Source organism: Salmonella sp. 3C (genome assembly GCF_025426275.1).
In the GTDB taxonomy this organism is placed as follows: Bacteria; Pseudomonadota; Gammaproteobacteria; order Enterobacterales; family Enterobacteriaceae; genus Salmonella; species Salmonella enterica.
This window is the reverse complement of the sequence record NZ_CP104858.1, coordinates 2,865,270-2,878,815: the sequence shown is the minus strand read 5'-3', so window position 1 is coordinate 2,878,815 and position 13,546 is coordinate 2,865,270. Positions and strand designations below refer to the sequence as shown.

The window sequence follows — 13,546 nt, the reverse complement described above, 5'->3', positions numbered from 1 at the left end:
TTTTTTACCGGGTCTCCCGACAAATCATAGCGCGTAATTAAAACAGGAATGGAAATGAATAAGAGCACTCTGGCAATAGTGGTGAGTATCATCGCATCAGCATCTGTTCACGCCGCCGAGGTTTACAATAAAAACGGTAATAAGCTTGATGTGTATGGAAAAGTTAAAGCCATGCACTATATGAGCGATTATGACAGCAAAGATGGCGATCAAAGCTACGTTCGTTTTGGTTTTAAAGGCGAAACGCAAATTAACGATCAATTGACCGGCTACGGGCGCTGGGAAGCTGAGTTTGCCGGTAATAAAGCCGAAAGTGATTCGTCCCAGCAAAAAACCCGCCTGGCCTTTGCTGGCCTGAAATTAAAAGATATCGGTTCTTTTGACTATGGACGTAACCTGGGCGCGCTGTACGATGTTGAGGCCTGGACGGATATGTTTCCCGAATTCGGCGGCGACTCTTCCGCCCAGACCGATAATTTTATGACTAAACGCGCCAGCGGGCTGGCGACTTACCGCAATACCGATTTCTTCGGCATCGTTGATGGACTGGATCTTACCTTACAGTATCAGGGGAAAAACGAAGATCGCGATGTGAAAAAGCAAAACGGCGACGGCTTCGGCACATCCGTGAGCTATGATTTCGGCGGCAGCGATTTTGCCGTCAGCGGCGCTTATACTCTCTCCGATCGCACCAGGGAGCAAAATCTGCAGCGCCGCGGTACGGGCGATAAAGCCGAAGCCTGGGCTACGGGTGTTAAGTATGACGCTAATGATATTTATATTGCGACCTTCTATTCAGAAACCCGCAACATGACGCCAGTTTCCGGCGGATTTGCCAATAAAACCCAAAACTTCGAAGCGGTTATCCAGTATCAGTTTGATTTTGGTCTGCGTCCGTCATTAGGCTATGTGCTGTCAAAAGGCAAAGATATTGAGGGCGTCGGCAGTGAGGATTTGGTGAATTACATTGACGTTGGCGCAACCTATTACTTCAACAAAAATATGTCCGCGTTTGTAGATTACAAAATCAATCAGCTTGATAGCGATAACACGTTAGGCATTAATGACGATGATATTGTGGCAATAGGGTTGACCTACCAGTTCTGATAAGTCGCATTGTGCCTGATGGCGCTGCGCCATCAGGCATGACAGCAGGGTTATGCCGACAGTTTTACCGGCTCGTCGTTGAAATCGTCAGACGGCTCCAGCGCCAGCTCCATAGAAATCAGCAGGTCGCGTAGCTTTTCATGAAACTCGCGTAGCGTGTATTCCAGTCGCTCCACCACTTCGGTTTCGTTAATCGGCACTGCGGTCCAGTTGCCCTCTTTATCAAACAAACCAAACTGATAACGATAAGTGAAGCGTTTCTCTTGTGCTTCCAGCTCCATCCACCAGCCCCAAAATTCACGCTTCTCTGGCGCGGGCTTCACGTTGACGCAAACTGCCAGGCAATCGAAAAAAAAACGATTGTCTTCGCACTGCCCTTCCCGGATATAGGGGCCAAGCGCGGTAAATTTCTTGATCAATCTACTTTTCGGGTGTCCACTCGGTAACGTCATTGCGATCTCCTTTAATGAAGCAACTGTTTTACCAAATCAATAGAATTTATCAATCTATTAACACAATCTATGATTAATCCAGTCGGTAATTTCTTGCAGCGCGCGGTCAAAATTGCGGTACACCGGGTTAAAAGGGATCTCTATCAGCTTACCGTCTGAAGATGATGTTGTAATTAAGCGAGACTCTTCTTCCGGGCTGAAAGGATCGTTTTTCCAGAAGCCGGAAAGCATTGGCGTAGGACAACGTCTGCCCAGTAGCCCCTGTACTTTCAACGAATAGCGATTGAGCTCCACACGCAGCGCCTCATCCGAAGCATCATGCATACCCAGACGGCTGGCCAGCACATCCAGATACATCTCCGGCACCGTGCTCTGTCGTTGCGGATCGCTAAGTAGCGCATGGACCACCGGCCCCAGGCAAGCCACCGCCTTCAAACGCGGCGCTTCCAGATAGGCCAGACGCACCGCAACATTGGCGCCAAAACGGAAACCAAACGCCGCAACACGGGTATGATCCACCCAGGGAACATTAGGAAGCGCTTTTAACACATGCTGGTGGAGCAAGCTGGAATCCTGGGTTAATTTCCACTTTGATGAAAATCCAACCGAAGGCATATCAAGCGTTAACATCGCGATACCGCGCGGCGCGAAATAGCGTTCATACAGGGTGTAATAGTCGGTTTGCATGGCGTCCAGGCCGCCGCACATGAGCACCGTCGGAAACGGGCCATCCCCTTTCGGCATATGTAAAAACGCGGTGACAGGCGAACCGCCAGGAACGGCAAATTCCATTTCACGTAACGAGCCTGGCAACCGCTGCGCGGCCTCTTCATAGGCGCGATTCGCCAGCGCCTGCGCCTGCTCCGCCAGCTCATCGCCCTTCAAATGCGGGTAGGCGGCAATGTTATAGAGCGTTGAGGCATGAAGCCAGTAGCGTCCGCTGCGCATGGCGTCCTGTTCCTGACAGGCTTTCTGCTGCCAGTCCATCGCCTGCTTTGCCCACTCATAAATCCAGTTGCCGCCGCGGTAACCGATGACCGTATCGTATAAATCATCATCCGTTCGCTCTGCGTCGCTCATCACAATACGCGCCTGCACATCAAGGATTTCTCGTGGGTCAATGCCGCGCCAAATCCACATCAGGCGGTTTATCATGCGATACCAGTGCGGGACGTTCTTACCGTCCAGCGCGGATTGCATGGGCGGCTGCGACCCACGATTGAACCGACGGACAAGGGTAGACGTTTCAGTATGTTTAAAGCGGGGTTTGAACAGGGTTTCGCTGAGGTTAGCCTGTGTCATTCGTGCAGCCTCCTTGGATACTCATAGAGGCTTATTGTAACCAATAAAACAGCGCCCGGCATTGCCGGGCGCTCTGAAAAGCTGCTGATTAACGACCTGAAATCGGCGGTACAAATACCACACCCATATCCCAGGGCTGTTCAATCCAGGTGTTCTGAGGAATATCAATAACATAATCATCAACCAGCGGACGGCCCGCCGGTTTAGCGAAAATCGTGACGAAATGCGCTTTAGGGTACATTTCGCGAATCGCGACGGCGGTGCCGCCGGTATCGACCAGATCGTCGATGACGATAAAGCCTTCGCCGTCGCCTTCTGCACGTTTCAGCACTTTCAGTTCGCGCTGGTTATCGTGATCGTAGCTGGAGATGCATACGGTATCGACATGACGAATGCCCAATTCACGCGCCAGTAGTGCGCCCGGTACAAGGCCGCCACGACTTACGGCAATAATGCCTTTCCATTGTTCTGAAGGCATGAGGCGGCTCGCCAGTTTGCGTGCGTGAATCTGCAACATGTCCCAGGTGACGACGTATTTTTCGCTCATGTGAAGTGTCCCAGCCTGTTTATCTACGGCTTAAAAAGTGTTCGAGGGGGAAATAGTTGCGCGAGATTATAGAGACCTGACGCGCTAAAAACCAGTGTTTAGCGGAATCCACGCCTCTTTTTGTATGCTTTATACTACCCGCAGGCGGAGAAAGTGGTATTCTCAGTCGCATCTCGTAAGAGTTATCAATTCCGCTAACCCTGTGGCCTGTAAGAACGTTTTTCAGACCACCGCCAAGGAGACTTATCGTGTCTGAACTGTCTCAGTTATCACCACAACCTTTGTGGGATATTTTTGCCAAAATCTGTTCTATTCCTCACCCGTCCTATCACGAAGAGCAACTCGCGGAACATATTGTGAGTTGGGCCAAAGAGAAAGGCCTTTACGTGGATCGCGACCAGGTCGGTAATATTCTGATCCGTAAGCCCGCCACTGCAGGTATGGAAAATCGCAAGCCGGTCGTTTTACAGGCGCATCTGGATATGGTGCCGCAAAAAAATAGCGACACCGTTCACGACTTCACTACAGATCCTATCCAGCCTTATATTGATGGCGAATGGGTTAAAGCGCGCGGTACTACGCTCGGCGCCGACAATGGTATTGGAATGGCTTCTGCGTTAGCGGTACTGGCTGATGATAATGTCGTCCATGGCCCGCTGGAAGTGCTGCTGACCATGACCGAAGAAGCGGGCATGGATGGCGCGTTCGGCCTCCAGTCCGGCTGGTTGCAGGCCGACATCCTGATCAACACCGACTCTGAAGAAGAAGGTGAGATCTATATGGGCTGCGCAGGCGGTATTGATTTTACCTCTAATCTGCCGTTGACCCGTGAAGCTGTACCCGCAGGATTTGCGTGCTTTAAGCTAACCCTGAAAGGCCTGAAAGGCGGCCACTCCGGTGGTGAAATTCACCTCGGTCTTGGCAATGCCAACAAATTGCTGGCGCGTTTTCTGGCCGGGCACGCAGAAGAACTGGATCTGCGTCTGATCGATTTCAACGGCGGCACGCTGCGTAACGCGATTCCGCGCGAAGCGTTCGCTACCCTCGCCGTTGCCGCAGACAACGTAGGCGCTCTGAAAACATTAGTGAACGCTTACCAGGATATTCTGAAAAACGAACTGGCGGAAAAAGAGAAAAACCTGACGCTGCAACTCAATGAGGTTGCCAGTGATAAAGCCGCATTGACCGCGCCGTCACGCGATACCTTTGTGCGCCTGCTGAACGCAACGCCGAACGGCGTGATCCGCAATTCAGACGTGGCGAAAGGCGTAGTGGAAACATCGCTGAACGTTGGCGTGGTCATAATGTCTGATGCGAATGTCGAAATTCACTGCCTGATTCGCTCTCTTATCGACAGCGGTAAAGATTATGTGGTGAGTATGCTGGATTCGCTGGGCAAGCTGGCTGGCGCGAAAACCGAAGCAAAAGGCAGCTATCCTGGCTGGCAGCCCGATGCGAACTCGCCGGTCATGCACCTGGTGCGGGAAACCTATCAGCGTCTGTTTAACAAGACACCTAACATCCAGATTATCCACGCCGGCCTGGAATGCGGTCTGTTTAAGAAACCCTATCCGGATATGGACATGGTTTCTATTGGGCCTACCATTACCGGACCTCACTCTCCGGATGAGCAGGTACATATCGAAAGCGTCGGCCACTACTGGACTCTGCTGACCGAATTGCTGAAAGCGATTCTTGCGAAGTAAGAAAGCGCTAAAATGCCCGTCCCATTTCTGGACGGGCTATCAATATGGAATATCGGGTATCCATTGCCAGATAAGCTCTCCTGGATGCGCTGAATAGCGCTGCGGCTACACGCGAATAGCCAGACAGCCCTATAACAGCGCTGGTAGCACCGAATTATTGTGGCGTAAACGCCATTCCTTTAAATATCCGCAGCGGATTGCCGCGCTCAATCTGATGATGGAACAGACGCCTTTCAGACTTCAACGCCGCACACTCATTTTGCCGTTGCTGTTCCAGCCGCCAGGCAATCAGCAGCCGGGCCAGACGCTTATTCGCATGTTGACTGCGCTCCGACTGAACCTTCACACTAATCCCGCTCGCCAGGTGCGTGGCCCGCACTGCCGAGTCGGTTTTATTAACGTGCTGCCCACCCGGGCCGGAAGAGCGCAGAGTCTCGAAACGAATCTCATCAGACTGTATGTGCTCGTCGGCGGAAAAGCGCCCAATGCCGACGTACCAGTTTTTTCGCCCATGGTGCGGACGATACGGGCTGGTACAAATCCACAGTAACGTGCCGCACCAACGTTCACTGAAAGCCATGGCTTTTTCGCCGTCCAGCGAGACCAGCGCGGAACGCAGCGTGTCTGGTAATCGTCCCGGCTCTGTTTCAAGTCGCGTCAACGATACCTTTTCTCTGGCGGCTTCTTTCGTCAGACAATCCAGCGCTTTTTTTACCGCCAGACAACACTCGTCCGGTCCCTGCGCAGAAGAAAGTTGCAGTAAGATCATGCGCTTTTCTCCCCTGAGGTTTTCAGCGTCAGCACCGGACGCAGGCAGGCAACTGGCGTAATCAGTCCGGCGTCTGCCAGACAATCCACAACGCTATCGATGGATTTATACGCCTGCGGCGCTTCTTCATAAATGAGCTGGCGATCGCGGCAAATCACCCGGCTACCCATCCCAGTACGGCAGAGCTGTCGCGGGGTAAATTTTGCCGATAACCGTTCTTTACACTCGGTACGCATCCATTTGCGCCCCGCGCCGTGCGCCAGGGAGAAGAGGCTCTCCTCGCTGACGACGGGTTTCACCAGCCAGCTATAATCGCCGCGCGAGCCGGGGATAATCACCAGTCCCTGCCCATCTGGCGTAGCGCCTTTACGGTGCAGCCACCCCGCCTCACCCGCGACAGTACAGGGTTCAACGAAGTTATGCGCCACATCCAGCCGCGGTTCGCCCTCAGCCCTGAGCTGTTGCAGTATCCGGCGGGCAATCAGCGCGCGATTACTGCGGGCAAATGCCAGCGCATCGTCATGTTCTGCAAGGTAGTGGCGCGCATCGTCGCTATCTTCCGGCAAACCGTTATGCGAAAACGCCGCCACATGACGACGCAGGATAGCTTGCCCCAGACCGCGTGAACCACTGTGTACCAGCAGTAATAACTGCGCTTTTTGCAACCCCGACAAAGCGAACGAATCAGCATCGACGATGCGATCGACCTGCTGCAGCTCGGCAAAATGATTGCCGCCGCCAATGGAACCCAGCGCAGAGCGCCACGAATGATGCTGCATTGCGGCGGGGACATTCTCCTCCAGCCACTGCGCGTCCGCCACGTCAGGCAGCGACGCCAGCCGCTTCTCCAGTTTATCGGCGTTATATTTACGCCCTAAAATATCCGTTTGCCATAACGCCATGCCGCAGCCGATATCGTTGCCGACCAGCGCCGGATAAAAACGTCCACGCGAGAAAAAGGCTGCGCCAATAGGATAGCCGCGCCCCGGATGCAGATCTGGCATCCCGATAACGCGTTTCATACCGGTTAACTTAGCCGTCGTATATAATTGTTGGATCGCGGAATCTTCGATCCACAGGTTATCCGATGCGATAGAAAATACCACATCTGATAAAGGACGAATATAATTGCCCATATACCATTCCATATATGAATTAAAAAATCAGGAAATGGCAGACTAATCCAGGGCAATAAAAGAAAATTAATCCTGGAAAGGTCTGCAAAGTGCGTTCAGAGAATAAAGTGTCATGATGAACCTCCTTTGCAGTTATTGAGAATGAGAAAACGCGGGTATAGTAATACTGAAATTTAGATGGCGCAATCGTAATAGTGATAAAATCTTAATAGCCTGACTTATAACCCTAACACCAACTGTCGTTCCAACTGAGGGTCGAGCAGCGTTACGTGTAGCCCCACCAGCCGTACGCCGCGCTCGCCGCGACGCTCGTCCCAGGTTTTACGGGCGGTGGTAATTAAGTCTTCTTTATTTAATTGCGGCCAGACATGTTCCTGAGTGGTTTGCTGAAAATCATTAAATTTTAATTTAACGCCCTGTCGGGCAATCAGTAAATCGGGCTTTACTATAGCCAGACGACGCTCCAGTTCCGGATATAAATGTTCAATAATGGCCTCGCAGTCCGACCATTCATGAATATCCTCCGCCAGAGTACGCTCAACGCCTACCGATTTACGCAGCCTTTCGCTGTTAACATCACGCTCGTCAATACCCTGACTACGCTCCCATAATACCCGGCCAAATTTACCAAAGCGTTTGAGAAGCATCGCCAGATCGCACTGTTGAATATCCCCGCAGGTTCTTAACCCCATATTTTCCAGTTTAGCGGCGGAAACTTTCCCCACGCCTGGAATTTTGGCTAACGGCAACGTTTTAAGAAAGCCGGGTACATCGGCTGGCGTAATAACATATTGTCCGTTCGGTTTATTGAGATCGGAGGCGATCTTCGCCAGAAATTTCACTGGCGCAACGCCGGCGGAGGCGGTGAGTTGCAGTTCATTGAAAATAGTCTGACGAATCTCCCTGGCGATCAGCGTCGCCGAACCATAACAGTGCGGGCTGTCAGTCACATCCAGCCAGGCTTCATCCAGCGAGAGCGGTTCAATCAGTGAAGTGTAGCGGGAAAAGATGTCACGTACATGCCGCGAAGCCTCTTTATAGGCGTCAAAGCGGCCAGGCAGTAAGGTGAGATGGGGGCACAGCTTTAGCGCCATGGCGGTCGGCATCGCGCTACGTACGCCAAACTGGCGCGCAGGATAGTTGGCGGTACTGATAACGCCTCTTCGCTCACGACTCCCGCCAATGGCAATGGGGATATCGCGTAACGCCGGATTATCACGCATCTCTACCGCGGCAAAAAAACAGTCCATATCAACATGTATGATTTTGCGCATCGCTCGCCCCCACAACACTGTTTAAGTGTACAGTATGTTTTATTGCGCGCAAAGAGACATTCGCGTTAAAAATGCGACATATTCGAAGGTATGACGACGAAAGCGGCGGGAAAATTGTAAACGTACACACGGGGACTTGCGAAAAACTGCCGTGGTGCTAATGTGAGCGCTCCAAATCCAGATTACTCCGATTTGGGGACTCTTTTGCCGTTCTGGCGTGTGTAACCGTTTTATCAAGGAACAAGCAGTATGCGTAAAATCGCATTTTTTCTTGCGATGCTTCTGATGCCGTGCGTCTCGTTTGCCGGTTTGCTGAGCAGCAGCAGCCCCGTCACGCCGGTCAGTAAAGAGTATAAGCAGCAGTTAATGGGCTCACCGGTCTATATTCAGATTTTTAAAGAAGAGCGCACCCTTGATCTCTACGTCAAAATGGGTGAGCAATACCAGTTGCTTGATAGCTACAAAATTTGCAACTATTCCGGCGGGTTAGGCCCGAAACGCCGTCAGGGCGATTTTAAAAGTCCGGAAGGTTTTTACAGCGTTCAGCGTAATCAACTCAAGCCAGACAGCCGTTTTTATAAGGCCATCAACATTGGTTTTCCAAATGCCTACGATCGTGCGCATGGCTATGATGGTAAATATCTGATGATTCACGGCGCCTGTGTTTCCGTCGGCTGCTATGCCATGACCGATAGCGGCATTGATGAGATTTTCCAGTTTGTCACCGCCGCGCTGGTCTTTGGTCAGCCGAGCGTGCAGGTGAGTATTTATCCGTTCCGGATGACCGACGCTAATATGCAGCGTCATAAATATTCATATTACAAAGATTTCTGGGCGCAGCTAAAACCCGGCTACGATTATTTTGAACAGACGCATAAGCCGCCAACTGTTTCTATCGTTGATGGACGTTACGTCGTGAGCAAACCGTTGAGTCACGAAGTCGTTCAGCCACAGCTGGCCTCAAATTATACGCTCTCCGAGGCAAAATAACGCCCATTCGCCTGGCATAATCTTTTGCCAGGTTTCATTCCCCGTTAGCGGCTGGGTAGCAATCACGGTAACCACGTCATTTGGCGTGGTCTGTGAGCTGAAATCAATTTCCATATCCTGATCCACCAGCGTGGCTACGCCAAACGGCGCCCGGCGAGTGATCCAGTGCAAATGGGTTGAGCAAAACGCCATCACATATCGCCCATCTGACAGCAGCATGTTAAAAACGCCTTTTTCACGTAATACCGTCGCCAGTGTCGCAATATATTTAAATACCGCTGTCATGTTGCCCGGCGTGCGGGGATAACGCTGCGTTAATTTATGCAATAGCCAGCAAAACGCTTTTTCGCTGTCGGTTTCCCCCACCGGACGAAAATTACCGGTTTCCAGCGACTTATAACCGTTGAGCTGACCGTTATGAGCATAAGTCCAGTTGCGTCCCCATAATTCCCGGGTAAAAGGGTGTGTATTTTCCAGCGCTACTTCACCGCGATTAGCCTGACGGATATGGGCGATAACCGAGCAGGACTTGATCGGGTAATTCTGTACCAGTTTCGCAATCGGCGAATGGTAGCTCGGTTGCGGATCTTTAAACGTGCGACAGCCCTTTCCTTCGTAAAAGGTAATTCCCCAGCCGTCTTTATGCGGCCCGGTTCCGCCGCCACGCTGCACCAGTCCGGTGAAGCTAAAGCAGATATCCGTCGGCACATTGGCGCTCATCCCAAGCAGTTCGCACATACATCACCTCCACAAACGCCTTAAGCGGGAAGGCGTAATTTTTACAGCCAATCAAATCTCAAAATATCAAAGAAAACAATATGCTATACCCTAAATAATTCGAGTTGCAGGAAGGCGGTAAGGGAGGAAATCCCCAGGAACATAGATAACTATGTGACTGGGGTTTCTGAGCGCAACCAACGCACCTGCAGCTTGAAGTATGACGGGTATAGTTATTTAACCATCTCTTTTTCGATCAACTGAATCAGGATATGAATCACTTTGATATGAATTTCCTGAATACGATCGGCATAACCGAAGTGCGGTACGCGAATTTCAATATCCGCCGTTCCCGCCATTTTGCCGCCGTCTTTGCCGGTCAACGTAATCACTTTCATGCCTTTTTCACGGGCCGCGGCAATCGCTTTAATCACGTTACCAGAGTTACCCGACGTCGAGATCCCTAACAGGACATCGCCTTCGCGCCCTACCGCCTCAACGTAACGAGAGAAAATATAGTCATAGCCAAAATCATTACTAACGCAGGATATATGGCTAACATCAGAAATCGCAATTGCCGGGTAGCCCGGACGATTTTCACGATAACGACCTGTCAGCTCTTCAGCAAAGTGCATCGCATCGCAATGGGAGCCGCCGTTACCGCAGGAAAGTACCTTACCACCCGCTTTAAAACTGTCAGCCAACAGGACCGCCGCGCGCTGAATGGCGTGAATATTGGCGTCATCTTTTAAAAAATTAGCCAGCGTTTCCGCCGCTTCGTTCAGTTCGTTATGAATAAGATCCTGGTACATGAGGATATCCTTCAGCATGAATGTAAATGACAGTATGCAGTGTACCGGATAGCAGTACAGGCGAGAAGCATAAGCCGAATTAACGCCTCACGCTTTTGATTTTTCGTGCCCCCAAAAACGGCAACAATGTGAGCTTTGTTGTAATTATTTTGTAAACACATTGCTAAAAGATTTTACATCCACTACAACCTAATCATCACAAGTGGTCAGACCTCCTACAAGCAAGGGAGCTTTTCGTTATGATGATTTTGAGTATTATCGCTACGGTTGTTCTGCTCGGCGCATTGTTCTATCACCGCGTGAGTTTATTTCTCAGCAGCCTGATTCTGCTCGCCTGGACCGCCGCACTTGGCGTCGCTGGCCTGTGGTCCATCTGGCTGTTGGTTCCTCTGGCCATTATCCTCGTGCCGTTTAACCTCACACCGATGCGAAAATCAATGATTTCCGCACCGGTGTTCCGCGGCTTCCGTAAGGTCATGCCGCCGATGTCGCGCACTGAGAAAGAAGCGATTGATGCCGGTACAACCTGGTGGGAAGGCGATCTGTTCCAGGGCAAGCCTGACTGGAAAAAACTGCACAACTATCCACAACCGCAACTCACTGCCGAAGAGCAAGCGTTTCTCGACGGCCCGGTAGAAGAAGCGTGCCGGATGGCGAACGATTTCCAGATTACCCATGAACTGGCGGATCTGCCGCCGGAACTGTGGGCTTATCTGAAAGAGCATCGTTTTTTTGCGATGATCATTAAAAAAGAGTATGGCGGACTGGAGTTCTCCGCTTATGCGCAGTCCCGTGTACTGCAAAAACTGTCCGGCGTCTCCGGGATTCTGGCTATCACCGTCGGCGTTCCAAACTCACTCGGCCCTGGCGAGTTGTTGCAGCACTATGGTACGGAAGAGCAGAAGAATCACTATCTGCCGCGACTGGCGCGCGGCCAGGAGATCCCCTGCTTTGCGCTGACCAGCCCGGAAGCAGGTTCTGATGCAGGCGCCATTCCGGATACCGGCGTGGTTTGCATGGGCGAATGGCAGGGCCAGCAGGTGCTGGGTATGCGCCTGACCTGGAACAAGCGTTACATTACGCTGGCACCGATAGCTACCGTGTTGGGCCTGGCGTTTAAGCTTTCCGATCCGGATAGATTGTTAGGCGGAGAAGAAGAGCTGGGTATTACCTGTGCCCTGATCCCCACCTCAACGCCGGGTGTGGAAATTGGTCGTCGTCACTTCCCGCTTAACGTTCCGTTCCAGAATGGTCCAACCCGCGGTAACGATATTTTCGTGCCTATTGATTATATTATCGGCGGCCCCAAAATGGCCGGACAAGGCTGGCGTATGCTGGTGGAATGTTTGTCGGTAGGACGCGGTATTACCCTGCCGTCCAACTCCACTGGCGGGGTGAAATCCGTCGCGCTGGCAACCGGCGCCTATGCTCACATTCGTCGTCAGTTCAAAATATCTATCGGCAAGATGGAAGGTATTGAGGAACCGCTGGCGCGTATTGCAGGTAACGCTTATGTGATGGATGCCGCCGCATCGTTAATCACCTATGGCATTATGCTGGGTGAAAAACCGGCGGTACTGTCGGCTATCGTGAAGTACCACTGCACCCACCGCGGCCAGCAGTCCATTATCGACGCGATGGATATCACTGGGGGTAAAGGCATTATGCTGGGCGAGAGCAACTTCCTGGCGCGTGCTTACCAGGGCGCGCCTATCGCGATCACCGTGGAAGGCGCGAATATCCTGACCCGTAGCATGATGATCTTTGGTCAGGGCGCCATTCGCTGCCATCCTTATGTACTGGAAGAGATGGTCGCAGCGCAGAATAATGATGTGAATGCCTTTGATAAGCTGTTGTTTAAACATATCGGCCATGTCGGCAGCAATACCGTCCGCAGTTTCTGGCTTGGCCTGACCCGCGGATTAACGAGCCATACGCCAACCGGCGACGCCACGAAGCGTTATTACCAGCATCTGAACCGACTGAGCGCAAACCTGGCGCTGCTGTCTGACGTGTCAATGGCGGTACTGGGCGGCAGCCTGAAACGCCGCGAGCGTATCTCCGCGCGTCTGGGCGATGTGTTGAGTCAGCTTTATCTGGCCTCAGCCGTACTGAAGCGTTACGACGACGAAGGCCGCCACGAAGCCGACCTGCCGCTGGTGCACTGGGGCGTACAGGATGCGCTGTATCGTGCTGAACAAGCGATGGACGATCTGCTGCAGAACTTCCCGAACCGCGTCGTGGCCGGATTGCTCACCGCGATGATCTTCCCGACTGGCCGTCATTATCTGGCGCCGTCTGATAAGCTGGATCACGCCGTGGCGAAGATCCTACAGGTGCCGAACGCCACACGTTCACGCATTGGGCGCGGTCAGTATCTGACGCCCGCCGAACATAATCCGGTCGGTTTACTGGAAGAAGCGCTGCGTGATGTCATCGCTGCCGACCCTATCCACCAGCGCATCTGCAAAGAACTGGGTAAAAATCTGCCGTTTACTCGTCTGGATGAACTGGCGCGCAATGCGCTGGCGAAAGGGCTTATAGATAAAGATGAAGCCGCCATCCTGGCGAAAGCGGAAGAGAGCCGCCTGCGCAGTATCAACGTTGATGATTTTGAACCTGAAGCGCTGGCGACCAAACCGGTAAAGCTGCCGGAGAAAGTGCGTAAAGTCGAAGCCGCATAATCAGTCTCGTGTCTTTCCTGCCCCGCTTTCGCGGGGCTTTTTCTTGCCGC

Annotated in this window: 12 protein-coding genes; 4 read left to right on the top strand and 8 right to left on the bottom strand. The window is 52.1% G+C overall.

Annotated elements, in window-relative coordinates; translation table 11 throughout:
- Positions 1-54: 54 nt before the first annotated feature.
- Complete coding sequence (phoE, locus tag N7E69_RS13570; RefSeq protein WP_001043667.1) at positions 55-1,107, top strand: phosphoporin PhoE; 1,053 nt, start codon at positions 55-57, stop codon at positions 1,105-1,107.
- A gap of 50 nt (positions 1,108-1,157) precedes the next feature.
- Here phoE and crl read toward each other — a convergent pair whose 3' ends face one another.
- The 3 genes from crl to gpt form a co-directional block, all read right to left on the bottom strand.
- The gene (gene crl, locus N7E69_RS13565) at positions 1,158-1,559 is read right to left on the bottom strand and encodes a sigma factor-binding protein Crl (RefSeq protein WP_000174693.1); all 402 of its coding nucleotides are present in this window, start codon (positions 1,557-1,559) and stop codon (positions 1,158-1,160) included.
- A gap of 57 nt (positions 1,560-1,616) precedes the next feature.
- Complete coding sequence (frsA, locus tag N7E69_RS13560) at positions 1,617-2,861, bottom strand: esterase FrsA (RefSeq protein WP_000189582.1); 1,245 nt, start codon at positions 2,859-2,861, stop codon at positions 1,617-1,619.
- A gap of 88 nt (positions 2,862-2,949) precedes the next feature.
- Positions 2,950-3,408, bottom strand: a complete 459-nt coding sequence (gpt, locus tag N7E69_RS13555) for a xanthine phosphoribosyltransferase (protein ID WP_001292018.1) — start codon at positions 3,406-3,408, stop codon at positions 2,950-2,952.
- 248 nt (positions 3,409-3,656) lie between these two features.
- Here gpt and pepD point away from each other — a divergent pair, with 248 nt between their 5' ends.
- Entirely contained in the window at positions 3,657-5,114 is a 1,458-nt protein-coding gene (pepD, locus tag N7E69_RS13550; RefSeq protein WP_261743115.1) for a cytosol nonspecific dipeptidase, read from the top strand.
- A gap of 154 nt (positions 5,115-5,268) precedes the next feature.
- Here the strand turns inward: pepD and prfH are convergent, their stop codons facing one another.
- The 3 genes from prfH to dinB all read right to left on the bottom strand — a co-directional run bounded on the left by prfH (position 5,269) and on the right by dinB (position 8,293).
- Complete coding sequence (gene prfH / locus N7E69_RS13545) at positions 5,269-5,883, bottom strand: peptide chain release factor H (protein ID WP_000602086.1); 615 nt, start codon at positions 5,881-5,883, stop codon at positions 5,269-5,271.
- The gene (locus N7E69_RS13540) at positions 5,880-7,019 is read right to left on the bottom strand and encodes an RNA ligase RtcB family protein (RefSeq protein ID WP_000528879.1); all 1,140 of its coding nucleotides are present in this window, start codon (positions 7,017-7,019) and stop codon (positions 5,880-5,882) included. The genes prfH and N7E69_RS13540 overlap by 4 nt, the downstream gene beginning before the upstream one ends.
- A 218-nt stretch (positions 7,020-7,237) precedes the next feature.
- Entirely contained in the window at positions 7,238-8,293 is a 1,056-nt protein-coding gene (dinB, locus tag N7E69_RS13535) for a DNA polymerase IV (RefSeq protein ID WP_001226204.1), read from the bottom strand.
- A gap of 249 nt (positions 8,294-8,542) precedes the next feature.
- On the opposite strand from dinB, the gene dpaA reads away from it, so the two are divergent.
- Positions 8,543-9,283, top strand: coding sequence for a peptidoglycan meso-diaminopimelic acid protein amidase (dpaA, locus tag N7E69_RS13530; protein WP_001225658.1), 741 nt, complete (start codon positions 8,543-8,545; stop codon positions 9,281-9,283).
- On the opposite strand, the gene N7E69_RS13525 is transcribed toward dpaA, so the two are convergent.
- Together N7E69_RS13525 and lpcA are read right to left on the bottom strand one after the other, a co-directional pair.
- Positions 9,254-10,021, bottom strand: a complete 768-nt coding sequence (locus N7E69_RS13525) for a class II glutamine amidotransferase (protein WP_000333387.1) — start codon at positions 10,019-10,021, stop codon at positions 9,254-9,256. The two genes, dpaA and N7E69_RS13525, sit on opposite strands and share 30 nt — an antisense overlap.
- A 212-nt stretch (positions 10,022-10,233) precedes the next feature.
- On the bottom strand, positions 10,234-10,812 hold the full coding sequence (gene lpcA / locus N7E69_RS13520; protein WP_000284049.1) for a D-sedoheptulose 7-phosphate isomerase: 579 nt from the start codon (positions 10,810-10,812) through the stop codon (positions 10,234-10,236).
- A 239-nt stretch (positions 10,813-11,051) separates the two neighbouring features.
- On the opposite strand from lpcA, the gene fadE reads away from it, so the two are divergent.
- A complete protein-coding gene (fadE, locus tag N7E69_RS13515; protein WP_000973052.1) occupies positions 11,052-13,496 on the top strand; it encodes an acyl-CoA dehydrogenase FadE in 2,445 nt (814 codons plus the stop codon).
- Positions 13,497-13,546 lie beyond the last annotated feature (50 nt).

What these genes read in the sequence shown, in the direction of transcription:
- phoE (WP_001043667.1), top strand. Translation starts at nt 55, where the DNA reads ATGAATAAGAGCACTCTGGCAATAGTGGTGAGTATCATCGCATCAGCA.
- crl (WP_000174693.1), bottom strand. Translation starts at nt 1,559, where the DNA reads ATGACGTTACCGAGTGGACACCCGAAAAGTAGATTGATCAAGAAATTT.
- frsA (WP_000189582.1), bottom strand. Translation starts at nt 2,861, where the DNA reads ATGACACAGGCTAACCTCAGCGAAACCCTGTTCAAACCCCGCTTTAAA.
- gpt (WP_001292018.1), bottom strand. Translation starts at nt 3,408, where the DNA reads ATGAGCGAAAAATACGTCGTCACCTGGGACATGTTGCAGATTCACGCA.
- prfH (WP_000602086.1), bottom strand. Translation starts at nt 5,883, where the DNA reads ATGATCTTACTGCAACTTTCTTCTGCGCAGGGACCGGACGAGTGTTGT.
- N7E69_RS13540 (WP_000528879.1), bottom strand. Translation starts at nt 7,019, where the DNA reads ATGGGCAATTATATTCGTCCTTTATCAGATGTGGTATTTTCTATCGCA.
- dinB (WP_001226204.1), bottom strand. Translation starts at nt 8,293, where the DNA reads ATGCGCAAAATCATACATGTTGATATGGACTGTTTTTTTGCCGCGGTA.
- dpaA (WP_001225658.1), top strand. Translation starts at nt 8,543, where the DNA reads ATGCGTAAAATCGCATTTTTTCTTGCGATGCTTCTGATGCCGTGCGTC.
- N7E69_RS13525 (WP_000333387.1), bottom strand. Translation starts at nt 10,021, where the DNA reads ATGTGCGAACTGCTTGGGATGAGCGCCAATGTGCCGACGGATATCTGC.
- lpcA (WP_000284049.1), bottom strand. Translation starts at nt 10,812, where the DNA reads ATGTACCAGGATCTTATTCATAACGAACTGAACGAAGCGGCGGAAACG.
- fadE (WP_000973052.1), top strand. Translation starts at nt 11,052, where the DNA reads ATGATGATTTTGAGTATTATCGCTACGGTTGTTCTGCTCGGCGCATTG.